Annotated in this window: 24 protein-coding genes; 16 read left to right on the top strand and 8 right to left on the bottom strand. The window is 47.9% G+C overall.

Annotation, left to right across the window (positions count from 1 at the left end):
* Nucleotides 1-108: 108 nt before the first annotated feature.
* Genes BMW71_RS11795 through BMW71_RS11785 form a run of 3 tightly spaced genes read left to right on the top strand, consistent with a single transcriptional unit; the run spans nucleotide 109 to nucleotide 3,317 of the window.
* Nucleotides 109-1,686, top strand: coding sequence for a peptide chain release factor 3 (locus BMW71_RS11795; protein ID WP_092173980.1), 1,578 nt, complete (start codon nucleotides 109-111; stop codon nucleotides 1,684-1,686).
* Between the two features lie 20 nt (nucleotides 1,687-1,706).
* Nucleotides 1,707-2,438: an RluA family pseudouridine synthase gene (locus tag BMW71_RS11790; RefSeq protein ID WP_092173977.1), complete on the top strand. Its 732-nt coding sequence runs from the start codon at nucleotides 1,707-1,709 to the stop codon at nucleotides 2,436-2,438.
* A 24-nt stretch (nucleotides 2,439-2,462) separates the two neighbouring features.
* Nucleotides 2,463-3,317, top strand: coding sequence for a TraB/GumN family protein (locus BMW71_RS11785; protein ID WP_092173975.1), 855 nt, complete (start codon nucleotides 2,463-2,465; stop codon nucleotides 3,315-3,317).
* Between the two features lie 15 nt (nucleotides 3,318-3,332).
* Here BMW71_RS11785 and BMW71_RS11780 read toward each other — a convergent pair whose 3' ends face one another.
* Entirely contained in the window at nucleotides 3,333-4,031 is a 699-nt protein-coding gene (locus BMW71_RS11780) for a TVP38/TMEM64 family protein (RefSeq protein ID WP_092173972.1), read from the bottom strand.
* Between the two features lie 108 nt (nucleotides 4,032-4,139).
* Between BMW71_RS11780 and BMW71_RS11775 the strand changes: the two genes are divergently transcribed.
* Nucleotides 4,140-5,288: a cystathionine gamma-synthase gene (locus BMW71_RS11775; protein WP_092173969.1), complete on the top strand. Its 1,149-nt coding sequence runs from the start codon at nucleotides 4,140-4,142 to the stop codon at nucleotides 5,286-5,288.
* On the opposite strand, the gene BMW71_RS11770 is transcribed toward BMW71_RS11775, so the two are convergent.
* The 5 genes from BMW71_RS11770 to BMW71_RS11750 form a co-directional block, all read right to left on the bottom strand.
* The gene (locus BMW71_RS11770) at nucleotides 5,282-6,115 is read right to left on the bottom strand and encodes a hypothetical protein (RefSeq protein WP_092173966.1); all 834 of its coding nucleotides are present in this window, start codon (nucleotides 6,113-6,115) and stop codon (nucleotides 5,282-5,284) included. The genes BMW71_RS11775 and BMW71_RS11770 overlap by 7 nt on opposite strands.
* Nucleotides 6,116-6,117: 2 nt before the next feature.
* On the bottom strand, nucleotides 6,118-7,080 hold the full coding sequence (locus BMW71_RS11765; protein WP_092173964.1) for a Smr/MutS family protein: 963 nt from the start codon (nucleotides 7,078-7,080) through the stop codon (nucleotides 6,118-6,120).
* 117 nt (nucleotides 7,081-7,197) lie between these two features.
* Complete coding sequence (leuS, locus tag BMW71_RS11760) at nucleotides 7,198-9,972, bottom strand: leucine--tRNA ligase (protein WP_092173961.1); 2,775 nt, start codon at nucleotides 9,970-9,972, stop codon at nucleotides 7,198-7,200.
* Between the two features lie 129 nt (nucleotides 9,973-10,101).
* The gene (locus tag BMW71_RS11755) at nucleotides 10,102-11,046 is read right to left on the bottom strand and encodes a hypothetical protein (RefSeq protein ID WP_092173959.1); all 945 of its coding nucleotides are present in this window, start codon (nucleotides 11,044-11,046) and stop codon (nucleotides 10,102-10,104) included.
* 84 nt (nucleotides 11,047-11,130) lie between these two features.
* Complete coding sequence (locus BMW71_RS11750; protein ID WP_092174861.1) at nucleotides 11,131-12,036, bottom strand: mechanosensitive ion channel family protein; 906 nt, start codon at nucleotides 12,034-12,036, stop codon at nucleotides 11,131-11,133.
* Between the two features lie 228 nt (nucleotides 12,037-12,264).
* Between BMW71_RS11750 and BMW71_RS11745 the strand changes: the two genes are divergently transcribed.
* From BMW71_RS11745 to BMW71_RS11730, 4 genes are read left to right on the top strand one after another with little or no spacing between them, the layout of a single operon-like run.
* Nucleotides 12,265-13,806 (top strand): GNAT family N-acetyltransferase, encoded by a 1,542-nt coding sequence (locus BMW71_RS11745; RefSeq protein WP_092173956.1) that lies wholly within the window; start codon nucleotides 12,265-12,267, stop codon nucleotides 13,804-13,806.
* Nucleotides 13,806-14,387, top strand: coding sequence for a KdsC family phosphatase (locus tag BMW71_RS11740; protein ID WP_092174858.1), 582 nt, complete (start codon nucleotides 13,806-13,808; stop codon nucleotides 14,385-14,387). The genes BMW71_RS11745 and BMW71_RS11740 overlap by 1 nt, the downstream gene beginning before the upstream one ends.
* Nucleotides 14,380-15,228, top strand: a complete 849-nt coding sequence (kdsA, locus tag BMW71_RS11735) for a 3-deoxy-8-phosphooctulonate synthase (RefSeq protein ID WP_092173953.1) — start codon at nucleotides 14,380-14,382, stop codon at nucleotides 15,226-15,228. The genes BMW71_RS11740 and kdsA overlap by 8 nt, the downstream gene beginning before the upstream one ends.
* On the top strand, nucleotides 15,225-16,925 hold the full coding sequence (locus BMW71_RS11730) for a L,D-transpeptidase family protein (protein ID WP_092173951.1): 1,701 nt from the start codon (nucleotides 15,225-15,227) through the stop codon (nucleotides 16,923-16,925). Before kdsA ends, BMW71_RS11730 begins: the two co-directional genes overlap by 4 nt.
* Here BMW71_RS11730 and BMW71_RS11725 read toward each other — a convergent pair.
* Entirely contained in the window at nucleotides 16,869-17,633 is a 765-nt protein-coding gene (locus BMW71_RS11725) for a murein L,D-transpeptidase catalytic domain family protein (RefSeq protein WP_092173948.1), read from the bottom strand. The genes BMW71_RS11730 and BMW71_RS11725 overlap by 57 nt on opposite strands.
* A gap of 315 nt (nucleotides 17,634-17,948) precedes the next feature.
* Between BMW71_RS11725 and BMW71_RS11720 the strand changes: the two genes are divergently transcribed.
* From BMW71_RS11720 to BMW71_RS11695, 6 genes are all read left to right on the top strand, one after another.
* Nucleotides 17,949-18,359 (top strand): 6-pyruvoyl trahydropterin synthase family protein, encoded by a 411-nt coding sequence (locus BMW71_RS11720; protein ID WP_092173945.1) that lies wholly within the window; start codon nucleotides 17,949-17,951, stop codon nucleotides 18,357-18,359.
* On the top strand, nucleotides 18,319-19,020 hold the full coding sequence (gene folE, locus BMW71_RS11715) for a GTP cyclohydrolase I FolE (protein WP_092173943.1): 702 nt from the start codon (nucleotides 18,319-18,321) through the stop codon (nucleotides 19,018-19,020). The genes BMW71_RS11720 and folE overlap by 41 nt, the downstream gene beginning before the upstream one ends.
* Before the next feature lie 152 nt (nucleotides 19,021-19,172).
* Complete coding sequence (locus BMW71_RS11710; protein WP_092173940.1) at nucleotides 19,173-19,853, top strand: SDR family NAD(P)-dependent oxidoreductase; 681 nt, start codon at nucleotides 19,173-19,175, stop codon at nucleotides 19,851-19,853.
* 82 nt (nucleotides 19,854-19,935) lie between these two features.
* On the top strand, nucleotides 19,936-20,199 hold the full coding sequence (locus tag BMW71_RS11705; RefSeq protein ID WP_092173938.1) for a hypothetical protein: 264 nt from the start codon (nucleotides 19,936-19,938) through the stop codon (nucleotides 20,197-20,199).
* 57 nt (nucleotides 20,200-20,256) lie between these two features.
* Entirely contained in the window at nucleotides 20,257-20,700 is a 444-nt protein-coding gene (locus BMW71_RS11700; RefSeq protein ID WP_241684875.1) for a hypothetical protein, read from the top strand.
* Nucleotides 20,700-21,347: a flavin reductase family protein gene (locus BMW71_RS11695; RefSeq protein WP_092173935.1), complete on the top strand. Its 648-nt coding sequence runs from the start codon at nucleotides 20,700-20,702 to the stop codon at nucleotides 21,345-21,347. The genes BMW71_RS11700 and BMW71_RS11695 overlap by 1 nt, the downstream gene beginning before the upstream one ends.
* A gap of 16 nt (nucleotides 21,348-21,363) precedes the next feature.
* On the opposite strand, the gene BMW71_RS11690 is transcribed toward BMW71_RS11695, so the two are convergent.
* A complete protein-coding gene (locus BMW71_RS11690) occupies nucleotides 21,364-22,830 on the bottom strand; it encodes a S1C family serine protease (protein ID WP_092173932.1) in 1,467 nt (488 codons plus the stop codon).
* A 253-nt stretch (nucleotides 22,831-23,083) separates the two neighbouring features.
* Here BMW71_RS11690 and BMW71_RS11685 point away from each other — a divergent pair, with 253 nt between their 5' ends.
* Together BMW71_RS11685 and rseP are read left to right on the top strand one after the other, a co-directional pair.
* Nucleotides 23,084-24,247 carry a 1-deoxy-D-xylulose-5-phosphate reductoisomerase gene (locus BMW71_RS11685; protein WP_092173929.1) on the top strand — a complete coding sequence of 388 codons (1,164 nt, stop codon included), beginning with the start codon at nucleotides 23,084-23,086 and terminating at the stop codon, nucleotides 24,245-24,247.
* Nucleotides 24,248-24,250: 3 nt separating this feature from the next.
* A complete protein-coding gene (gene rseP, locus BMW71_RS11680) occupies nucleotides 24,251-25,570 on the top strand; it encodes an RIP metalloprotease RseP (protein ID WP_092173926.1) in 1,320 nt (439 codons plus the stop codon).
* Nucleotides 25,571-25,681 lie beyond the last annotated feature (111 nt).

The raw sequence follows: 25,681 nt of genomic DNA, 5'->3' as shown, positions 1-25,681 counted from the left end.
ACAAACAAAAAAGCCGAAATCCTGAACAAAAGTGTAGACCATATGCGTTCTCATCGAACATTGTCAGGCGATTTCCGTACCTTTGCAGGCTGAAAACACCTATGCTCCATGAATCTAATTCAAGAGATTTCGAAAAGAAAGACCTTTGGCATTATCGCTCACCCGGATGCCGGCAAAACCACCCTGACGGAAAAAATGCTTTTGTTCGGTGGAGCGATAAAAACCGCTGGCGCTGTAAAATCAAATAAGATTGATACCGCCACCAAATCCGATTGGATGGAAATCGAAAAGCAGCGGGGTATATCCGTAGCTACCTCCGTGATGGGTTTTGAATACAAAGGACAGAAAATCAACCTACTGGATACGCCGGGTCACCAGGATTTTGCGGAAGATACCTACCGGACACTCACAGCTGTTGACTCCGTCATCATGGTTATCGATTGTGTGAAAGGCGTCGAAATACAGACCGAAAAACTAATGGAAGTATGCCGCATGCGCAACACGCCGGTTATATGTTTCATTAACAAGCTGGATAGAGAAGGCCGAGATCCGTACGATTTATTGGATGAGGTTGAGCAAAAACTAGGGATACAAGTTCGTCCGCTTTCCTGGCCCATTTCCATGGGCAAATCGTTTAAGGGCGTCTACAACCTCTATGATCGGCAATTGAACCTTTTCACTCCCAGCCAGCGAAAAGTAAGCGATGACCGAGTTACCATAGACGATCTGGAAGCCACCCAACTGGACGACATCATTGGCCCGGGCCTGGCCCGGCAACTGCGGGAAGATGTGGAACTAATAGAGGGAGTCTATCCGGATTTTGACCCGAAAGAGTACCTGGAAGGTAAGGTTGCCCCGGTCTTTTTCGGATCAGCTGTCAATAACTTTGGCGTTCAGGAGATGTTGGACACGTTTATCAAAATTGCTCCCGGGCCCAAAAGTCGAATCACCGAGGAACGGGAAGTAAAACCCGAAGAAGATGCGTTCAGTGGGTTTATTTTTAAAATTCATGCCAACATGGACCCCAAGCACCGCAACCGAATTGCTTTTTTGAGAATTTGCTCCGGCAAATTTGAGCGCAACAAGCCTTACAATCACGTGCGGGGCACCAAGGCCCTGCGGTTTTCGAACGTAACCTCCTTTATGGCCCAGGACAAAGAGATCATTGAAGAAGCGTTTCCCGGCGACATTGTGGGACTCTACGATACCGGCAACCTCAAAATTGGGGATAGCCTTACGGATGGGGAACAGTTGCAGTTCAGAGGTATCCCCAGTTTTTCTCCGGAGATATTTCGGGAGGTAGTCAATAAAGATGCCATGAAAACCAAACAGTTGGACAAAGGACTCCAGCAATTAATGGAAGAAGGTGTCGCCCAATTGTTTACCTTTGAAATCGGATCCAGAAAAGTGGTAGGCACCGTGGGGCAATTGCAGTTTGAAGTCATCCAGTTCCGGCTTAAAAACGAATACAACGCCACGGCCGACTTTGTTCCCATGAACCTGTACAAAGCCTGTTGGATTCGCAGTAAGGACAAGAAGAAACTCGAAGAATTCGTCCGTTCCAAACAGCGGCATATTGCCCGGGACAAGGATGGAAAACTGGTATTCATGGCCGAAAGCAAGGCCTGGCTGCAAATGGTTCAGGACAACTTCCCGGACATTGAGTTCCACACCACCTCAGAATAGTTAGCGTAACGACCGACCGCATGAAGAAAGCTTTTAACGTAATTTACGAAGACAACCACCTTTTGGTGGTCAATAAGTCTTCGGGTATATTGGTACAGGGAGACAAAACCGGAGATAAAACCCTCACGGATTATTGCAAGGACTACATCGCCAAAAAATACGAAAAACCCGGAGCGGTCTTTCTGCATCCCGTCCACCGGCTGGACCGGCCCGTAAGCGGGATCGTGGTATTTGCCCGAACGTCCAAATCGCTGGAGCGCATGACCGCACTTTTCCGCAAACGGGAGGTGCACAAGGTGTATTGGGCAATCGTCAAACGCAAACCACCCGAGGAACTGGGAAAATTAACCTATTGGCTGGTAAAGGACAGCGAAAAAAACGTATCCAAAGCCTACGATAAGGAGGTGCCGGATTCAAAAAAATCCGAGCTTCATTACAAACGAATGGGCAAACTAAACGATCACTGGCTGCTGGAACTTCGCCCCCAAACTGGCCGGCCGCATCAGTTACGTGTCCAACTGGCGGCGATGGGCTGCCCCATTCGGGGCGATGTAAAATACGGGTTTTCCAAGGCCAATCCAGATGGCAGCATCAACCTGCATGCCTTTCATTTGGTGTTTATCCATCCGGTGAAGAAGGAAAAAATTTTTCTTAGAGCTGCGCTTCCCGAAGAGCCGTTTTGGGAACAATTTTTGGAGTTCGAGCAGGCAAAATCCAGCGACCGGCATTTGGATCAGACATTCAGCGGCTAATGCCGTTTCAAACATATACATCTTATGGTAAGGAAATTGGCTGCAGGCATGTGTTTTTTATTGGCATCCTTTTCTGGTTTTAGTCAGACAGAAGGCGTTTTTTGGAAAATCTCAGGCAAGGGACTTCCTGCTGTCTCCTATTTATTTGGGACCATTCACCTCATGTGCGAAGACGAATTTCACATGAGTCAGCAAATACGCCAACGACTGGGCCAGGCAGAGGCACTGGTCATGGAAATTGACCTGGATGATCCGGATCTCTACGGAGAGGTCATGACAAACATGTACAATAAAAATGGGGAGAAAATCACGGATTTTCTTTCTGTGAACGAATACCAAAAAATCCGAACCTTTTTATTGGAACGAACCGGGATGGATCTGGATAGGATGCTAGAGATGCGACCCATGGTTCTGATGTCATTGATTTACCCCAACCTGCTGGAATGCGAAACCATGGCCTTTGAAAATGAGCTTATGCGGCTCGCAGGGGAAAAAGAGACGCCGGTTTTGGGCTTGGAATCCGTAGAAACGCAATTATCGTTTTTTGACCGCATTCCATTAGAGGAGCAGTACCGAAGTTTTTTTACCTATACCGAGGACATGGAGAAAGGGAAACAAGAATTTGGCAAATTACAAAAAAGCTACCTGGCCGAGGACATTGCCGAGTTGCTAACATTGGTTGCAGAAAGCCCGGAATACCAGAATTACCAGGAAGTATTGGTGGATCAGCGAAACGAAAGCTGGATCAGACCGATGGGCGACCTGATGCAAAAGGGATCCATGTTTTTTGCGGTCGGTGCCGGCCATTTGGCGGGAGATCGAGGCCTGATTCGCTTACTCAAAAAAGAAGGCTACCTGGTAGAACGCATTTACCTGTAGGCGGCGAAGAGGCCGCTATCGCTTGAAAAACCGGTAAATTCCCCACAGGCTGATAAGGAGTAAAAGACCAATGGCGGGGTAGTGCCAGCCGGTTGTCTCTGCATTTATGGCCTGCTGAATGGTGCCGGCGAGTGTCCCTGTAAGAAATGCGAGAAAGGTTCGGGGCAACATCCCCAACAAGCCAAACCACAGTACACGCTGCAACCCGCTATTCAATAAAGCAAACACCAAATTGGAAATGGCAAACGGGATCACCGGGCTAATTCTGACAAAAAATACCAACCAACCCATTTGTTCTTTTTTTTGTTCAATGATCCGTTTGGCTTTGGGATAGGGCTGTAGCAACCAGGGCAGGCTGTCCTTTTCCAGTGCTTTACCGGAAAGGTAGCCCATACCACTTGCCAATGTATAACCCAGAACCATAAAAGGAAATGCTTCCCATCCGAAAACGAATCCACTTAGCACAGCGAATAGCGTGGTAGGTATCAAGGCAAAGCCCATTAAAACTGCCCCAGAAAGCACGTACACAAGAGCCGATTCTACATCTAACAAGGAGGGAACCGTTAATGTCCCCCAGTGCAGGTAGAGCACCCGAATGAACAGTAGTCCTCCCAGAGAGGGTAGTAAGCCCGCCCATAAAAAGGCCACTACTACCCAAGGATTTCTGCGATAGATAACTGCCAAATGCTTGAAAATAGTCGCTTTTTTATTCATCTTTGGACAAAGCTAAAAATAATCCCAATTTTAATTCATCGAATCTGAACCTTATCAGCTGCTTGCGTGAAAATAAAGGCGGTTCGCATGAATAATTAGTTGCTACTTATGAAATTTGGAACCAAAGTCATCCATGCGGGCGTGCAGCCTGATCCCAGTACCGGGGCCATCATGACCCCAATCTTTCAAACATCGACCTACGTGCAGCAATCGCCCGGAAAAAACCAGGGATTCGAATATTCCAGAACCCATAATCCCACCCGCGCAGTGCTCGAAAAGAATCTTGCCGCCCTGGAAAATGGATCTGTCGGATTAAGCTTTGCCTCGGGTATGGCTGCTATCGACGCCATCCTTAAGCTTTTGAAACCGGGAGATGAGGTGATCAGTACCAATGATCTGTATGGAGGAACCTACCGGATCTTTACAAAGATATTCGCCAATTATGGCATCCGCTTCCATTTTGTCAACATGCAGGATATGGCAGAAGTTCGGTCCCATCTCACCAAAAACACCAAATTGATATGGGCTGAAACCCCGACCAACCCCATGATGAATATCGTTGATATAGAAGCCTTGGCTGCTATTTCGAAGGAACATGGCGTGTTGCTGGGTGTGGACAATACCTTCGCCACCCCCTTTCTGCAAAACCCCCTGGACAAAGGTGCCGACCTGGTCATGCATTCGGTTACTAAATACCTGGCCGGACATTCGGACGTCATTATGGGCGCCATTGTGGTAAAAGACGCTGAACTGGCAGAGAAATTGGCTTTTATCCAAAACTCATGTGGTGCTGTACCCGGACCCCAGGATTGTTTTTTGGTATTGCGTGGTATCAAAACGCTGCACCTACGAATGGAACGGCACAGTCAAAACGGGAAAACCATTGCGGCCTATTTGAAAAACCACCCCAAAGTCGAAAAGGTGTATTGGCCGGGCTTCGAAGATCATCCCAATCATGCGATTGCAAAAAAGCAAATGCGGGACTTTGGAGGGATGATTTCCTTTACGCTAAAAGACAATCGTTTATCCGATGCCATACAGGTACTCGAAAATTTCAAGGTCTTTGTGTTGGCGGAATCCCTGGGAGGAGTAGAATCCCTTTGCGGTCATCCGGCCACCATGACCCATGCCAGCATTCCACGGGAGGAACGGGAAAAGGTGGGCTTGTCCGATTCGCTTATTCGTTTAAGTGTGGGGATAGAAGACGCCGAAGACTTGAAAAATGACCTTGCCCGGGCATTGGAGTCCATTCAGTGAAGCATTTTTGTAAACAATAGCTTGCACCTCTCTGTAATGCTTTGGGTCATTCCCTGGTGGTCTTTCTGGATTTGCGTAAGTACGAGTTGGTATTTTTTACTTACCCGCTCTTTTTGTCCAAGGTAGCAGCCCAGGTGCTGAAGCAAGAGTTGATTTCGGTGCCAGGGCTCCAGTTGCTGTGTAAGTTCGGCAATTTGCTCGTGCACTTTATCGGTAAAAATGCTATTTAGCCCAATGCTCAATCGGATTTTTTCGAGAACGGTGACTTTCTCCAGGCCTCCGGCGATCTCGTGGATGGTCTGAGGATCCAATCTGGACTTGGTATCAAAATAAAAAAAGTCGATCTCTTCATTAATAATCTGCGTAATGGCTGTATTGATGGTCAAAACAGTCATTCCCTCTGAAAAATGCCTCACCGCTGCATAAAGCGCTTCCCAGTCCTTTAGGGGAATGGACAGAATGATTTCGTAAACCTGTGAGTATACCTCTTTCTTATTTTGAGCAAGCTCCTTCTCGTAATCCGCAAAATCTTGTGGCTTGTTGCCAAGATAGGTATCAAAGCCATCTGCAATCATCCGGATATGTTGCACCTTGCGCAAGTTTTTATTCAATTCTTTAAAAGGAGTAAATACCCGGCTTACCTCCTGCTTGTTGGAAAAATGGACTTTTTCCAGCACCTGCAGAAATACCCGGAAAAAAAATAGCTCTCCATACAGGTCCAGCGCTTTTCGGGACTTGATCTTCTTCGAAAGTTCACCAAAAACGGTCTTGCCGGCATCAAAGTGCCGGTCAAAAACTTGCATGATCAGCGGTAAGGTCGATTCCATCGCTAGTCGTGAATTTTTACAGTGGTAGCTCCATAGCCAAAGTTCGTCTTCTGGCTGTCTTTAAAATACTTAATCCCGTTCATTTGACTTAGGTACCGGTGTATTTCCTTCCGCAATACCCCATTCCCAATGCCGTGTATAAAGGTAATCTCATCCATTCCCGTAGCAATGGCGTCGCTCAGCTTCCGCTCAAACACTTCCAGTTGTAGCTGCAACATCTCACCATTGCTCATCAAATCGTGGTTTTCGGTGAGCTTTTCAATGTGCAAATCAATGGATGCCGGCGGACGACTGATCTTTTTGATGGAAAAAGCAGCCGTATCCTTGGGATTCAGCGCTTCGTTGAGCTTCCGCACATCCAGTGGCGTCTCCTGTTCGTTCAGCTTGAAAAAATAAGCCTCCTTTTCAATCAATGGCGCCTTGCCTTTGTGCTTGAAAAAAGAGGTAGCTTTAAATTTCAGCCGCTTCTCAATGGGCATTTGGATCCCTTCCAGCTTTTTGTTTAGCGGTACCATCAGTATTTTCAATGCGGGCCATTGTTCAAAATCCCGAATCATTTTCTCTGCTACCTTTTTGTGGGAATCCGAATGAATGATGCCGGCATCCACATTTTTTGACGCCTCTCCCTGAAGCTCGTCCAGGGCATAAAGCACCTCTTTTCGGGTAGTATTGATCAGAACTACATCGTGTATCTGATCATTGTACGGAACGTATGCCAGAAACACACCTTCCCTTTTATCACGCACCTGTGCCTGCTGCCGGGTGTCGCCAATGTAGGACTTCGCTCCAGAAGGAGGATCAAAATAGGCTTTTTCTGCTGCATCAATGACGACCACCTCCGATTTTAGTGCCGGAATGCGAAAACCATCCTCTATTTCAATCTCTACCTGCCCTCCGGAAGAAAGCCGAGTAATGACTCCCTCCTCTTTGCCATGTAGCAACCGTACTCTATCCCCAATATTCATGCCGTAAATCTACCAAATAGTACGAGGAAAACCACGATTCCCGGGCATTCCCTGTCCAAAGTCACCGAAATGAAAAAAGAGACCCCGGATAATCTTCCCGGGGCTAATTTCCTTTTGCTAAATGACTATGTTTACAATCTTACCCGGAACAACAATGATCTTCTTAGGTATCTTTCCCTCGATCCATTTTTGCAGGTCCTCGTGAGCCAGCGCAGCTTCCTCGATTTCTTCCCGCGAAAGGTCGCTCGGTAAGCTCAATTTTACACGCATCTTACCATTTATCGAGACCGGGTACTCGTGACTGGATTCCACCAGGTACTTGTCCTCGGCTGTTGGATAACGCTGTTGGAGAATGGATTGATCGTGGCCCAGCCTTTCCCAAAGTTCCTCTGCAATGTGTGGCGCGTAAGGAGAAAGGATTACCAGTAGGGGCTCCAGAACGGACCGTTGGTGGCACTTCAAGGCCGATAATTCATTGACACAAATCATGAACGAAGATACCGAGGTATTGAAGGAATGCCGTTCGATATCTTCCTCCACCTTACGAATGGTCTTATGCAGGACCTTTAACGCCGCCATCTCGGGCTTTTGATCCGATACCTGCCAGTTTCCCTTCGCATCGTAAAAGAGCCTCCAAAGCTTTTTCAGGAATTTGAACACCCCGTCTATGCCGTTGGTGTTCCAGGGCTTAAACTGTTCCAATGGCCCAAGAAACATTTCGTACAAACGTAGCGTATCCGCCCCATACTGTTCGATCACGTCGTCCGGATTGACCACATTGTATTTGGACTTGGACATTTTTTCTACTTCTGCGCCACAGACGTACTTTCCTTCCTCCAGAACAAACCCGGCATCTGCCAGATCGGGTCTCCAGTTTCTAAACGCCTCCGTATCCAGCTGATCGTTGTGTACCATCCCCACCTCCACGTGCATGGAGATCACCTCGTATTTGTCAAGCAAACCATGACTTACAAACGTATTGGTACCTTTCTTTCGGTAGACAAAGTTGGACCGGCCCTGTATCATTCCCTGATTGATCATTTTACCAAAAGGCTCCTCGATCGGCACCCAGCCCCTGTCAAAGAGGAATTTGGTCCAGAATCGGGAATAAAGCAGGTGACCCGTTGCATGTTCGGCACCTCCAATATACAAGTCCACCGCACCCCAATAGGCTGCCGCTTCCTTGCTGACAAATTCCTTTTCGTTGGTTGGATCCATGTACCGAAAGAAATACCAGCTGGACCCTGCCCAACCCGGCATGGTACTCATCTCTAGCGGAAACGTTCCCTCCGGAGTGGTATAGGACCAATCCCGGGCTCTTCCGAGCGGAGGCGCACCGTCTTCGGTAGGCAGGTATTTATCTACCTCAGGCAGGCGCAGTGGGAGGTCCTTCTCGTCAATCAGGTAGGGCAGACCCTCTTTAAAATAAACGGGCAGGGGCTCGCCCCAGTAGCGCTGTCGCGTAAAAATGGCATCCCGCATTTTGTATTGGATTTTTCCCTTTCCGATTCCCTTCTCTTCAAGAAAAGCGATGGCCTTGTCCATGGCATCCTGCATAACCATGCCGGAGATAAACCCGGAATTAATGAGGGTACCTCCCTTGCCCGGAAACGATCCGTTTTCCATACTCCCTTCGATTACCTGTCGTATCTCCAGATCGAAATGTCTCGCAAAATTGTAGTCGCGTTCGTCATGAGCAGGGACTGCCATCACTGCTCCAGTACCGTAGCCTGCCAGTACGTAATCCGCAATCCAAATGGGAATCCGTTCTCCGTTAAACGGGTTGGTGGCGTAGCTACCGGTAAAGGCTCCCGAAATGGTTTTGACATCGGCCATTCGATCTCGCTCGGACCGGTTTTTGGCTTGCGCTACATATTGCTCCGCTTCCTCCCGCTGATCTTCGGTGATCAGCTGTTCCACCAATTCGTGTTCGGGGGCCAATGCGAGGTAGGTAACCCCGTAGATGGTATCGATTCGGGTCGTAAATACCTTAATGGTTTCCTCGATTCCTTCGATCGCAAATACCATCTCCGCACCTACCGACCTGCCGATCCAGTTTCGTTGCATTTCCTTTACCGGCTCCGGCCAATCCAATGAATTCAGGCCTTTCAGCAATCGCTCCGCGTAAGCGGTGATACGCATGCTCCACTGCATCATTCGTTTTCGTTCTACCGGATGACCGCCTCTTTCGGAAAACCCGTCTTTCACTTCGTCATTGGACAGTACCGTACCTAGCGCGGAACACCAGTTGACAGTAGTCTCCGCCAGGAAAGTAAGCCGGTACTGCAGCAAAAGCCGCTGTTTCTCCGATTCGGAAAATGCCAGCCAGTCATCCGCGGTAAACGGCGTCGGGTCTTCGTCGCAAACCGCCCGTACTCCCCGGCTTCCTTCTTTTTCGAAAAGCGAAACCAGGTGCGCGATGGGCAGGGCCTTGTCGGCATCCAAATCGTAATAGCTGTCAAACAGCTGCATAAAAATCCATTGGGTCCAGCGGTAGTATTCCGGGTCCGAAGTACGCACCTCCTTTTCCCAATCAAAGGCAAACCCGATATTCTTGAGTTGTTCCGTGTAACGTCTGATGTTTTCCTCCGTGGTTATCGCAGGGTGCTGCCCGGTCTGTATGGCGTATTGCTCCGCCGGAAGTCCAAAGGAATCGTACCCCATGGGATGCAGCACATTGAATCCTTTGAGTCGTTTGTAGCGTGTCACGATATCGGAGGCGATGTATCCCAGCGGATGCCCCACATGCAATCCCGCTCCGGAGGGGTAAGGGAACATGTCCAGGGAATAAAATTTGGGTTTGCCGGGATCCAGACGTGCATGGAAAATCCCGCTCTGCTCCCATCGGTCCTGCCATTTTTTTTCTATGGTGCGAAAATTATACTCAGACATTTGCTGTTTTGGTCAGTTTTTTTTGAATGATTCAATTTCAAAATTAAAAAAAATTATCCGTATTCGTTTCGAAAGCACCCCGGGATGTGCAAAATGAACACCTTTGATGGCAAGCCAATTGGGAGAACGTTACCAGAACCTAAATCCCCGCCCCCTGTTTCTAAAAATCCAGTTGTCCCAAATATCTTGCGAAAAATAAATCTCGGCACCGAAGTTTAACGTAAAATAGCCGTCGTATCTGGCCCCTGGCTCATCAAGTCGGGGATCTCCACTACCTCTCCGCGGGGCCCCTCGCCGATTGCGAATCAATTCCACATTGGGTTCACCATTGGGAAGCAGGTACCGGGGCTGCCTGACCGACAAGCGAAGCCGATCCGGGTTTTCGCCCGAAACGTAATCGGCAATTAGCTCTTCGTAATAACCGGATATATTGAACGTACTAATATCGTCCAGGTAGTCCGAGAGGGTAAACCGGTAATTGCCCTCGATAAAAAAATCCATGTATACATTTACCTTGTATTTCAAACCCAAGCCCATGGGGAACACCATAACCACATCCGAATACAGCTCATTTTCGGTCCGCAAAGGCCGTAAGTCCACCCATTGATCCCGATACAGGGTTTTCGGATTGTTGGTCGTGGCCCCGACGCCGAAAAATACGTACGGGTTAATAAACTCGCGGGTAATGTTATAGACCTTTACCGGCTTGTAATAGTATTCGACCAAAAAGGCTGCTTCCCAGTTTCTGCTCCTGAAGTTCAAATCTCTGGGAATCCGGCCGCTCCGGGGGTCTGCTTTTACATCTTGCCCGGAAATTTGATAATACGAGACATCTGCCCTTGCTTTGAGATTGGTACCAAAGGTGTACCGGGCACTAAAGGCCGCATTGTAGTCGGGTTGAATCCCTTCACTGTATTGCCACAACGCATACAGGTCACCGAAATACTGAGAAGGACCCGCTTGAAGTGAGAACGACCAGGGTTCTTCAAATCGAAAGCGATACATGCTTTGGGAAAAACTATCGTTGGAAAAGGCAAGTAAAAAAACTACCAAAAAAAATAAGATTCTCTTCATAAATAAAGCAGGCCTGATTCCCCTCGTTTAACCAACTGACCATTAACGCTCTAAAGATACAGGAAATGCCTAAAATAAAAAAAATTAGGATGAGGTAAATTTTTCCAGGCCGGAACGGATATGAAGGTCCCGCTGCGGAAAGGGAATCTCCACCATTTCCTCTCGGAATTTAGCGAAAATCGCATAGTATAGCTGGCTTTTTAGCACTTTCGGTTTATTGATGTACTCCGAAGTCCAGACCCTAAGGTTGAAATCAATGCTGCTGTCATTGTATTGCTCAAAAAGCACGTCTGGTTCGGGATAGCTGAGTACACCGGGATTGGCCTTTACTACCTCCAGCAGGATTCGCTTGATTTTATTGGGATCCTCCTTGTAGGACACCCCCACGGGTATATTGAACCGAATATTCCGGTCGTTGTGCGACCAGTTGATGACGGGGTTATCAATAAACTGACTATTGGGCAGGATAATGGAAATGTTGTCGTTGGTAAGCACCATGGTGGACCTGGCGGATATTTTGATCACATCTCCGTACACATCGTCCACCTCAATTCGATCGCCCACCTTGATGGGTCGTTCGACGAGAATGATCAATCCACTGATAAAATTATTGGTAATGTTTTGGAGACCAAAACCGATACCAACACCAATGGCTCCTGCAAGTATGCCCAGAGCGCTCAAATCGACGTTGCTATTTTGCAGGATGGTCACCAGGCCGAAAATGATCAATACGTATTTAAAAATGGTAGCAATGGACTGCCGGATTCCCACATCCAGATTGTACCGCACCAATACCTTATTCGCCAAAAATTTCCGGGTGATTTCGGAAATGATAAATAGGAAAACGATGGAAAGAGTAAGCCCGATAAATAAACCCACCGTCAGCCTGGTTTCACCAAGCATGAGCAGCTTAAAATTCCAAAATTCATCAAAATGCTCTAAAAAAGCCCAAAAATCCCCGTTCTTGATATCTTCTATAATTTCTTTCATTCGTCTCCCGTTTACATCTCTTGCTACATCCTGCCCTGCCCACCGGAAAAGGTTACGCAGGTGTCTGATTCGCTCACTTTTTTCCGCTATGTGGTAAATTTGCACCTGTAGGGATGCAGACCTACCGAACAGTCCGGTACCTTTTTTGCTGGAAAAAAGCGGGATAAAATCCCCGTGTCCTACACCAATAGCCACCAATTTAGGTAAATTTGTGATTAAAATAATGGTATGAGCAAGCAAAAAGAAGAACTTGAACATCGTCTAAAACTTAGGAACATCAAGCATTCCGATTTTAATGATATCCGGGAAATCATGGTTTCGGCTTATAAGACCCAGGGCATGACCTGGACCAAGGAAGAATTCAAGAACCAACTGAATGCCTTCCCCGAAGGACAGATTTGCCTGGAGGACAATGGGAAAGTAGTGGCCGTAGCGCTCAGCCTCATCGTAGACTATGCCAAATATGGAGATAATCACAGCTACGATCAAATCACGGGCTTCGGGAAATTCGATACCCACGATGAGGAAGGTGACACCTTGTACGGAACGGACGTTTTTGTAGATAAGGAGTACCGTGGACTGCGGCTGGGAAGAAGACTCTACGATGCCAGAAAGGAACTCTGTGAAAACCTGAATTTGCGGTCCATCATTGCAGGGGGCAGAATTCCCGGGTACAGCAAATACGCAGATCAAATGTCTCCGCGAAAGTACATCGAACTGGTAAAAAACAAGGAAATTTTTGACCCGGTCTTATCGTTTCAGCTGGCCAATGAATTTCACGTTCGGAAAGTGATCACCAAATACCTTCCGGAAGATACGGATTCCAGGGCCTATGCCACCCTTTTGGAATGGATCAACATCTATTACGAGAAGGACGAAAAGCTGATTGGCAACAAAAAAACGATCGTACGCCTGGGCCTGGTACAATGGAAGATGAGGCGGTTTACCGACGTAGATGACCTCATGCAGCAGGTAGAGTTTTTTGTGGATACGGTCTCCGATTACAAATCGGATTTCTGCTTGTTTCCAGAATTTTTCAATGCACCCTTGCTGGCGGAGTTCAACAAAATGGACGCGTCCGAAGCCATCCGAAACCTCGCAGATTACACCGAAGAAATTGTCAACCGCATGCGCGACCTGGCACTCTCCTACAACGTGAATATCATCGCTGGTAGCATGCCGGAATACGACGGGAAAAAACTCCGAAACGTGAGCTACCTCTGCAGAAGGGACGGTACCATGGACAAGCAATACAAACTGCACATCACCCCGGATGAGCAGTCGTACTGGGGCTTACAAGGAGGGAATGGAATCAAGGTATTCGATACCGATGCCGGAAAGGTTGGCATATTGATCTGCTACGATGTGGAATTCCCAGAGCTCAGCCGGATTTTGGCGGAAAAGGAGATGGATATCCTCTTTGTCCCTTTTTGGACGGATACAAAAAATGCCTACCTTCGGGTAAGCACCTGCGCCAAATCCCGGGCCATCGAAAACGAGTGCTACGTGGCCATAACCGGCTCCGTTGGTAATCTTCCACGGGTTGAAAACATGGACATACAGCATTCCCAGGCTGCCATTTATTCGCCCTCCGACTTTTCGTTTCCGCACGATGCGATCATTGCGGAAGCCTCGCTCAATACCGAAACGACCATCGTGGCAGACGTGGATCTGGATTTGCTGACGAAACTACGAAAAGCGGGAAGCGTACGAAATTTGGCACAGCGAAGATTGGATCTTTACTCCATACAATGGAAAAACAAACGATAATGCGTTATTTCAGCCATATTCCAAACGAACTCCTTGACCGTGCAAAACCCATCCGGATGCTGGTCACAGACCTGGACGGCGTATTGACCGACGGGGGCATTATTCTGGATAACAACGGCATGGAATACAAGTCCTTTCAGGTAAAAGACGGCCAAATCCTTCGGTACCTGCGGGATGCAACCATACAGGTAGGCGTACTTTCGGGCCGCGATGTAGCTGTATCCAAAATAAGGTGTGAGCAAATGAACGTGGACTTTCACCGACACGGACTAACAGACAAATGGGGGGCGCTATCCGAAATTCTATCCGACAAAGGCATCCTGCCAGCCGAAGTCGCCTACATTGGAGACGATTTGATAGACCTGGACCTGCTGCAACGGGTGGGTTTCTCTGCTGCCCCCTCAGATGCCATGCCGTATATCCTGGACAAGGTAGACTACGTGTGCAGAAAAGGGGGAGGGAAAGGCGTCTTTCGAGAAGTGGCAGACCTTATTTTGTATGCGCAGGGCAAACTGCCCGGCCTCCTTTCCGAAAACTCCCGGCTAGACCCTACCGGCACCAACCCAACAAACAATGAGTAGCCCCACACATACCATGCGCATCGGCGCGTCCGTAACACTAGGAACCGACCGGCCTGTTTTGTTTTCCGGCCCCTGCGCCGTGGAAAGCAAAGAGATCTGTCTCGAAATTGGCAGCAAGGTCAAATCCTACGCACAGAAGCATGGTTTTGACTACGTTTTTAAAGCTTCTTTTGACAAGGCCAATCGCACCTCCGGAAGCTCATTCCGGGGGATTGGTTTCGATCAGTCGATAAAGGTACTGCAGGAGGTGGGAGAAGCCCTACACCTACCCCTGGTAACGGATGTACACGAAAGTTATCAGGTTGAAGCCGTCGCAGCTGTGGTAGACGTGATACAGATACCGGCATTTTTGTGCCGGCAAACAGACCTTTTGCTGGCAGCCGGAAAATCCGGAAAGGCCATCAAGATAAAAAGAGGTCAATTCATGGCTCCGGAAGACATGCAGTTTGCCGTGGATAAAATCCGCAGTACCGGTAACCTCAATGTGTGCCTGACCGAAAGGGGGTTTTCTCTGGGCTATCACAACCTGGTGGTAGACATGCGCGCATTACCCATCATGCGTCAATTCGCCCCCGTGGTGTTTGATGTCACGCACAGCGTACAGCAACCCGGTGCCAACCAGGGTAGCAGTGGGGGACAGCGGCAAATGGCGCCCTACCTTGCGCGGGCAGCGGCTGCAGCCGGCGTAGACGGATTTTTTATCGAGACCCATCCGGAACCTGCTAAAGCCCTGAGTGACGGACCAAACATGATTCCCCTCGCAAAAATGGATGCATTCCTGGGCATGATAAAAGATGCCTGGGACACCGGCAACCGGTACCGGAATTTTCCCGCCGTATGAATGCCTCTTTTCGCCTCCGATTCCGCCTACCTTTCCTGGTGGCCTGCCTGACGGTGGCGCACGCATCCGTTTTAGCCCTACCGAATAATGCCGGCACCGCCTCGGAAATACGGTCAATCCTGGAACGAGACGAAACACAAACAAACACAATTTTTGGGCATTCTCCGATACACGCCAAATCCCACCTACTCACATTTTATTCGGAGAGGGCCTTCGCACCGGCCTGGTCTGCCCAGCAGGAGCCTACCTGCGAAGCACTAGAGTTGTGGCAACTTATCGGGCAGGCAGGTTTTGATGGGTTACTTCCGGAAGATTATCACCTTTTGCCGATCAGTGAACTAATTGCCCGTTTTTTCGACACCGGACTACTCAGAGAGCGGGAGCTTGCCCTACTCGATGTTCTGTTAAGCGATGCCTTCATCGGGTATGCCCACCACTTGTACCAGGGAAAAATTCATCCCGAACACGTAAAGGGCGTTTGGAACATTCAAACCAAGAGACACGAACCACGGGTGCTGGAAAAATTAAACCGTGCCCTGGCTACCAAAAAGGTACGCGAGGAACTCTTTAGTCTGCGTCCAAAATTCCCTATTTACGACAGAATGCGTACTTCCATGAAAAAATATGCAGCGTTGGCCAGGGAATATACGGACCAAAACGAGCCCATACCTACCACCGAAAAACCCTTGGAAATCGGCCAACGATATTCTCAGATTCCGACCGTTCGGGAAAAATTGATTTTTTGGAAAGACCTGGAAATGCATCCGGTAGCAACCGGTCGGGATGACTTGTACGACAGTATCCTGGCCATGGGCGTAAAAAACTTTCAGCGAAGAAATGGCCTCCAGGCAGATGGGGTCATCGGGAGGGGCACCCTGGAGGCACTCAATCAGAGCGCCGAAATCCTAATGAACAAGCTAGCAGTAAACATGGAACGCCTTCGCTGGCTTCCGGACACCACGCTGCAGGAGTTTATCCTGGTCAATATTGCCGGGTATTCCATGGATTTTATCAGTGAGCAGGACACCCTGCTCCACTCAAATGCCATTGTTGGAAAAACCTACCGGAAGACACCGGTATTCAACGCTGCTATGAGCTACCTGGTCTTTAGCCCCACCTGGACCATCCCTCCTACCATCTTGAAAAACGACGTGTTGCCTTCGGTACGAAAAAACAACGCGTATCTTTCGCAAAAAAATATGCGGATTCTGGACCATTCCGGAAGGGAAATTAACCCCGACGAAATAAAATGGGATGACATGACGGGAAGCAATTTTCCCTACCTTATCCGACAGGACCCGGGACCTGCCAACTCACTCGGTTCCGTCAAGTTTATGTTTCCCAACCAATACGACGTATACATCCACGATACGCCGTCACGGGAATTGTTTTACCGGGAAGACCGGGCCCTGAGTTCCGGCTGTATTCGCATCCAAAAACCGTTTGAATTAGCCCAATTGTTGTTAAAAGACCGGCCGCTATGGACAGATGAACGCATTCGAAGCGCTATGCAACAAAAAAACGAACAGGTTGTGATGTTGAACAGGAAAATACCTGTCATTATACTTTATCTGACCATTTGGACAGATTCCAATGGCCGTGACAACGTGCGCAAGGATATTTACAACCGAGATACGGAACTATTGCACTTGCTGCGCCAACCCCTGCTCGAAGGCCGCCTCCGCAGCGAAAATTGATTTTTCCTGGTAAAAAGGCTGGTCGGCATGAATGTACAGGCAGCTTTTGTCTTGAATCAACGCAATCACCCCTTCGAAGTTTTCGTGAGGAAGTGCCGGACAACCCAGACTCCTTCCCAATCGACCGTAGCTCGCAACAAACTCTTCGGTGGCATAATCTGCCGAATGGATGACAATGGCCCTGGCTCTGGCTTTGTCGTTGATACCTTTTTCCAGCCCGTCCAGCCGCAAGGAGACCCCATGTTTACCGATGTATTTTTCTCCGGTCAAGTAAAAACCCAGGCTGCTCATGTAACTATCGGGCGTATTCGAAAAATTGGTCGCAAGCAAATCCCCGGAATTCCGTCCATGCGCCACCAACGAGGCATGCTTCAGGGTTTTGGCTTCCATGTCGATGATCCATAAGCGTTTTTCTGTTGAGGGAAGATCGAAATCGACCAGCGTGAGGGGTTTCCCCTCCGCCAACATACCCTTCTCTGCCAACAGGTGGTAACCACTGAGGGCACGTTGTAAAACTTCCTTTCGGAGGGAGCCCGCATCCTGCCGTACATTCTCCCAGATGCGTTCAAGCAATTCCAGGTTCTTTTCCGTGACCGATCGTTCCATCGGCTCAACAGACGTTGGACCCGGCTGAACCAGGTGAGCGTCGCCGAAAGAAAGTACCGGACTGGCGATCAAAAACAAACAAACGACTAGTTTTTTCCTCATATTCACTAAAACTGGTTCAGGCATGGTGCCACGAGATCCCCTGCCCACTGGTTGGAATAACAGTCCGGATTGAAAAATAATTTAATTTGCGTTCATTTTTTTAGTTTTTTTCCCATTGGCTGATAATTTATAGTATTTTGAACCCAACCGCCTTATTCAGGTGTTCTTTGGCTTGGCAATGAACTCACTGGAACGAAGGGTATGCCTTTTTCCGAGGAATTGTTCCGCTGGTGAAGGTGTGCTTTGCAGGTTATTTTGTTGAGTTTTTGCAAAAATAAAGTGAACAAATAAACGGATAATCCGGTTAGAGAAACTATGAAATTATCAATCTACCGAAAAGAACACTTCAATGCCGCCCACCGACTGCACAATCCAGCCTGGTCGGATGATAAAAATCAGGAGGTTTTCGGAAAATGCAACAATCCCAATTACCACGGGCATAATTACGATTTGATTGTAAAGGTCTCGGGTCCGGTTGATCCGGATACCGGGTATGTATACGACATGAAATTGCTGAAAGATCTGATCCGAGCGCATGTCACCGATAAGTTTGATCACAAAAACCTAAATTTAGATACGGATGAATTTAAAAATCTTAACCCAACTGCGGAAAACATTGCTGTGGTTATTTGGCATATTTTGAGAAATAAAATTGAAAAAAAATACGACTTAACAGTTCGATTATATGAAACAGAAAGAAACTTTGTTGAATTCAGCGGGAATTGATCTCAATCAGACCATAGAGGAATTGGGCGACGAGCACATGGCGTCCTCTCACGACACCCCCCTTCGGGAGGACGCATTTGAGATGGATGATGACCTGAAAATGGAGCTGATTGAAAAACATTTTAAGGAGATCATGTACATTTTGGGTTTGGACCTGACAGACGACAGCCTGAAAGGAACACCGAAACGGGTCGCAAAGATGTTTGTGAAGGAGGTTTTTAGTGGTTTGGATCCTAGAAACAAACCGGACGCCAAGCTTTTTGAGAATAAGTTTCGTTACAGCGAAATGTTGGTCGAAAAAGACATCACGTTCTACTCTCATTGCGAGCACCATTTTGTCCCAATCTACGGAAAAGCGCACGTGGCGTATATTTCTAATGGGCACGTCATTGGTTTATCCAAAATTAATCGCATCGTTCAATACTATGCCAAGCGACCGCAAGTACAGGAACGGTTGACCGTGCAAATTGGAAACGAGTTAAAAGCTGCATTGGGCACCGAAGATGTGGCCGTTATTTTGGATGCCGACCACATGTGTGTGTCAAGCAGGGGTGTCCGGGACACCAGCAGCAGTACCGTCACGTCGTTTTACAGCGGACAGTTTGAACATTCGGCACAAAAACGAAACGAATTTCTCAAATACCTGGAACTTCCCCGGTAATCGAACGAATAAGGTGTATTCTGGCTCGTTTCCCAACCGGAGTAATTGTGTCTCCCATCAATCGGTTTTGATGGGAGATTTTTTTAAAGGGCTTGTACTGGCAAACAATTTGATGTTTTATTCATTATACTAAGGTAAAGGAGGAAAAACTTATGAAGGACAAAAATATAGTAATCATTGGTGGAAACAGTGGAATCGGAGCGCAGGTAAAAGAGATACTGCAGGCGGCCGGGGCAGAGGTATTTACCTACTCCCGTTCTCAGGAAGGCAGTCAAAAATTGGACGTGCGTTCAGACTTTACAGAAATTGAAGGCATACCCGAAGTTGTCCACGGAGTACTTTATTGTCCCGGTACCATACAACTAAAACCCTTTCACCGATTCGGTCTGGACGATTTCAGAAATGACCTCGAAATCAATTACCTGGGAGCAATCAAGGTGTTGCAGGCGCTTCAGCGTCCGCTCAAAAAATCCTCTGGAGCTTCTGTCGTGCTGGTAAGTACGGTTGCGGTACAAACTGGATTGGGATTTCATTCTTCCATTGCCGGGGCCAAAGGGGCAGTCGAGGGTCTAACCCGATCTTTGGCAGCGGAATGGGCTTCGAACGGCATCCGGGTAAATGCCGTGGCTCCCTCACTCACGGATACACCACTTGCACAAGTCTTGCTTTCCACACCAGAAAAGAAAGAGGCGGCCGGGAAACGGCATCCGCTGGGACGCTTCGGGACAGTCGATGATATTGCAGCGGCCATCCACTTTTTATTATCCGATAGCTCTTCCTGGATCACCGGACAGGTGCTAAAAATAGACGGAGGAATGTCGAGTATCCGGTGAAAGGGTTGTATTTTTGCAACATTTAGGTTGAACAAAGTGTAGATAGATAAGGGTATTGTCCCTGAATAAAATTAGTAAACGTATGAGGACCCCACCTGAATCATTCTTGATCTTTAAAGCGGAGCTGAAAAAAGCTCAGCTTGAGAAAGAGCGATTGCGAAAAGCCTACGAGGAGAAACTCGCTGACATGAACCGCGAGCTTTCCCGATTAAAAGAACAAATAGAGGCCCAACAGGAATTAATGAGAACAACGATTGACTACGCCATTAAGCTGGAAGAAGACCTGGGGAATTTCAAAGAAGAAGTAGAAAACGAGAAAAAACAAAGAAAAAGCTCTTTTCACTAAATCTATTAGGTAAGTATTCCGTAAATTAACAGGTATTTGATGTAAACAAAGGTTACCATGAACGACACCCTAAACAAATCAGCGATGGAAAACTTTGACCTGTCTTTCGAAGGGAGATATGCCAAGGTATTTGTCGATGAATCCCGTGGAATAATCATTTGCGAATTGTTGGTGGATTACGTACCAATAGAAGACTTTAAGGACACGTTTCACAAAATATCCGCACTGGTGAAAAACGGTTCTTTTTACAAATTTATTTTTGACAAACGTGCGCTTCGTGCCTTTCATCAGCCGAGCATGGAATGGTATTTCCTGGACTGGAAAAAAGAGATGTACTTTCAAGGCATCACGGTTCATCGCAAAATACTTCCCGCAGAGAAATGGTTTGAAAAGATGGTGATGATCGCGAAAAAACAAATAATTGAAAACAATCCGGGCAATATTATCGAAAACCTGGATATCAGCTATTGCGACACGATCGAAGAAGCTATCTTAACCTAATGAAGCATTTTTCCAAAAAAGCCATTCTTGACGCCGATAAGAACTTCAGGCGAGATTTTGTCAATTGCTTGAGCGGGTACAAGAGTTTAAACCTTATCGGAACCTTCAACGAGGAAACAGGGGAAACAAATCTGGCCCCCTTTTCCCAGGTTTTCCACATAGGTGCCAGCCCACCACTAGTAGGCGTACTTTTCCGTCCCCCTACAGGCGAGCGGCACTCACTTGGAAATATTGTCCACAATGGAGACTTTACCCTAAACCACGTCACGGAGAGTTTTTACAAAGAGGCGCACCATTGCGGTGCTCGCTGGCCTAATTCCGAGTTTAAAGCGACCGGACTCAAGGAAGAATACAAAGACGGGTTTCCGGCTCCATACGTCGCTGGAAGTCCCCTGCAGGTGGGCTGCACGATGGAAGAACAAGTACGCCTGTCGGTGAATAATACGGTTTTAATAATCGCCAACATCGAACACGTCTACGTACAGGAAAACGCCCTGGGAGAAGACGGTTTTATCGATCTTCAGGCGTTGGGGACCGTAACCGTATCTGGACTGGATTCATACCACCTCGGCCAAAAACTGGCACGGTTGGCCTACCCCAAGCCCGATCAACCGATACGAGTAATTTCTTCCGACGGAGACGAGTAGAAAATTCAGTATTCTGCTACTGAACGCTGTAGGATTGAATGAACGGTTGCCCACCGGGCGTTCTGCCTTCGAGTACCAATCTACCGCTGTAATCTTCAAGAAATCGCCCGACCTCCTCCGGGTCCGTTGCGGGGGTTTCGTTGATATGTGTCAAAATAAATCCCTCGCCCAAACCCAGGTCTCGGAGGTATCCCCTCGTCATGGTGGAAATTTTTACCCCATAATCCAAATCAAATCGATCCATCTCGATGGCATTGATGGCTTCAAGCTTTGCCCCTAACAGCGGAGAAGAGTAAAACGAACGTTTGATTACGCCAGTTCCTCCGAGCAGGTTTTGCAGAGTCAGTTCGGATGTCCGGAGTACATTGTCCCTCAGGTAATCCACCGTTATTTTATCCCCCGGGTAATAATAGGAAAGAGCTTCTTCGAAACTCCCCTTCCCGGAAATACGGTTACCGTCAATGTTAACAATGACATCTTCTACCCGCATGCCTGATTTTTCCGCCGCACCACTTCGGATGACGTGCGAGACCACCACGCCATCCAGGGATTTTAATCCCATTTCCTCCGCCAATTCGGGAGTTATCTCGTTTACTTCCAGTCCTGGAATGGCTTTCTGCACTTCTCCGTACTGAATCAAATCGTTGGCAATCTTGGTCGCGATATCTACCGGGACGGCAAACCCATACCCGGTGTAGGAACCCGTGCGGCTTAAGATGGCGGTATTGATTCCGACCAATTCCCCCCGATCGTTGACCAGCGCACCGCCAGAATTTCCAGGGTTGATGGGGGCGTCCGTTTGAATAAATGACTCCAGGGGAAATTCCCCTCCCATAATGTTGATCTGCCTTTCTTTCGCCGAAACAATGCCAGCGGTAACGGTGGAGGTGAGATTAAACGGATTCCCTACTGCCAGCACCCACTCACCGATTTGAAGGGATCGGCTGCTACCGATCTTTATTGCGGGAAGCCCACGTGCTTCAATTTTCAAAACGGCGATATCGGTGTTGGCATCCGAGCCAATTAGACTGGCCTTATACGTTCGCTTTTTGTGAACAACTTCGATGGTTTCGGCCCGCTCCACGACGTGATTGTTGGTGATGATGTAGCCGTCTTCGGAAAAAATCACGCCTGATCCGGTACTTACCGTTTGCTGGGGCACCCCCTGCCTGAAGAAATAATCAAAAATACTATACCGCCGGGAGTCCTGTCCCGAAAAATTTTTGATAAATACCACCGATCCGGTACTCTTCTCCGAGGCCTCCACGAAGGAGTCCGGAACGCTCGGCGGGTTTTGGACAGTTGTTTCCGAAAGTTTTTCCCGATTTTCCTCCATGCGGGAGGTACGGTATCCGAGGTTTTCGTTCCACTCCTGGTTCGGAACGATTGCGCTGCGGTCTTGCATCAGGCTGGAATAAGACCAGGCACCTAGGATTCCTCCTACAAAGGAAATGATGGCAACAACAAAATAGCTTCTTTGCATGACTCCACAATTGGTGTTAAATGGATTAAACGGAAAGGTTCCCCGTTTACGTTGGGATTTTAACATAAATTAGCACGAACTATCGTAAGAACGCTACCCCTTTTCGTATCCTAATTTTATGCCAAAAAAAGAGATTCTGTAAAAAGCACAAAAAAAACAGGGAAAACTGTTTTTACCTTGTAAATTTGTCAGTAGTTTCGACTGAAGCTGCCGGATACAGCAGCACACTTTTTGACTAAAGTAAGAAAACCCCATGTCTACAATTAAACGAGTCGCTATCCTGGGTTCCACAGGAAGCATTGGTACCCAGGCCTTGGAAGTCATCCAACAACACCCCGAAAAATTTCAGGCCGAGGTATTAACCGCACAAAACAATAAAGAGCTACTCATTGAGCAGGCCATTCAGTTCCAGCCCAATGCGGTGGTGATTGGAAACGAAGGCTTGTATCAGGAGGTAACACAACGCCTCTCGGCCTACCCCATCAAAGTATACACCGGACAAGATGCCATTGCATCCATTGTGGAAATGGACTCCATTGATATCGTATTGACGGCCCTGGTAGGCTATGCCGGCCTCATTCCTACGTTACGGGCGATTGCCGCCGGAAAGCCCATCGCGCTGGCCAACAAAGAGACCATGGTGGTGGCTGGAGATCTGGTCACCCGTCTGGCCAGGGAAAAGGCCGTCAACATTTATCCGGTAGACTCGGAACACTCTGCCATCTTCCAATGCCTGGTGGGGGAATTTCATAACCCGATCGAAAAAATAATCCTTACCGCTTCTGGCGGCCCGTTCCGGGGTAAAGACCGGTCTTTTCTGGCAGGAGTGACCAAAGAACAAGCCCTAAAACATCCCAATTGGGACATGGGTGCCAAAATCACCATTGATTCTGCTTCTCTAATGAACAAAGGTTTGGAGGTAATTGAAGCCAAATGGTTGTTTGGGCTTGAAACCAACCAAATTGAGGTGGTTGTTCATCCCCAATCCATCATTCACTCCCTGGTACAATTTGAAGACGGATCGATGAAAGCGCAACTTGGACTGCCGGATATGCGTATCCCTATACAATTTGCATTGTCCTACCCCGACCGTATCAAATCATCTTTCCCAAGGTTTGACTTCGCAAACTATCCCAATCTGGAGTTTGAGCAGGCCGATGAGGAGACATTCCGAAACCTCAGACTGGCTTACAATGCATTGGAAAAAGGAGGAAATACCGCTTGTTCACTCAATGCTGCCAACGAAATGGCAGTGGCAGCATTTTTGCAGGACCGAATTAAGTTTCTGGAAATGTCTGACCTGATTGAACAGACTATGGAGAAAATTGGTTTTATTAAGACGCCAAGTTTGGATGACCTCATCCAAACCGATAAGGAAACTAGAAAATTATCAGAGGAAATCATCAGTAGATTTTAAGGAATGGATACATTAATAATGGTAGCACAACTGCTACTGGGCTTGTCAATTTTGGTAGGGCTGCACGAAATGGGGCATTTACTGGCAGCAAAGCTGTTTGGGATGCGTGTGGAAAAGTTTTCCATCGGCTTTCCACCAAAAATTGCCGGCTTTCAATGGAAAGGGACCGAATATTCGATAGGAGCCATTCCTCTGGGAGGCTTTGTAAAAATATCTGGAATGGTGGACGAATCCCTGGATGCCGAACAAATGGCGTCTGAACCCCAACCCTGGGAATTTCGATCCAAACCTGCCTGGCAACGATTGATCGTCATGTTGGCGGGCATTATTGTAAACGTCGTGACTGGCGTCATTGTCTTCGTCTTTCTGGTCTACAATAATGGCGAAACCTATTATTCCCGCGATCAGGTGATCGAACACGGGATTGTAGCTTATGATATCGGCGAGCAAATCGGCCTGCAAAAAGGGGACAAAATTTTGGATATCAACGGTATCCCCTACGAGTCGTTGAACGACATCAGCAGTGGAGACGCCCTGCTCAGCTCCGATGGCTATTACACCATCGAACGCAATGGGGAGCGCATGAAAATATCCATACCCCGCGGATTTATCAATTCCTTTTCCAACGAAGAAAGCATGTCTAACTTCATCCAAATCCGGTTTCCATTTGCCGTATTGGATGTCATGCCGGATGGTACCGCTAAAAATGCCGGTGTAAAGGCCGGGGACAAAATTCTGGCAGTAAATGACACCGATATTTATTACTTTGATGAGTTGCAGGCCGCCCTGGAGGAGCACAAAGGTGGGGAAGTGGCACTCACGCTGGAGCGCGACCAACAGGAGCTCATCGCTCAAGTAGCAGTCAGCGAGGAAGGCACGATTGGCATCGCGGCAGAAAACCTTCTCGAACCGGTAAAAAAGAAATACTCCTTTGCGCAGGCAATCCCAATAGGGACAGAAAGGGCCTTCAGTGTGGTCATCATCAACGCCCGGGCAATGGGGAAAATGTTTACCGGAGAGGTTTCGGCTAAAAACGTAAGCGGACCGATAGGCATGGCGAAATTTTATGGCTCCACCTGGGACTGGACAAAGTTTTGGTCCATCACCGGGCTCATTTCCATGATTTTGGCGTTCATGAATTTGCTTCCGATACCGGCACTGGATGGGGGTCACGTCATGTTTTTATTGTACGAGATGGTATCCGGTAGAAGTCCTTCCGATCGCTTTTTAGAAAATGCGCAAAAAGTGGGCATGGTCTTACTGCTGGCGATCATGGTGTTTGCCATTGGCAACGATATCCTAAAGTTGTTTACCGGAACCTGACGAATGTGACTGGAAAAGCGTTTAGTTTTAGTCCGGTTGTATTTTGGCTGGAGCCAAGGGTTGCCTGACAATTTGATCCGCAAAGCAACTTGGCATACGCCTTGGACATTT

It is taken from the genome of Cyclobacterium xiamenense, from assembly GCF_900109255.1.
In the GTDB taxonomy this organism is placed as follows: Bacteria; Bacteroidota; Bacteroidia; order Cytophagales; family Cyclobacteriaceae; genus Cyclobacterium; species Cyclobacterium xiamenense.
The sequence above is the reverse complement of the archived record's forward strand: the minus strand, read 5'-3'. Positions and strand labels throughout refer to the sequence as shown.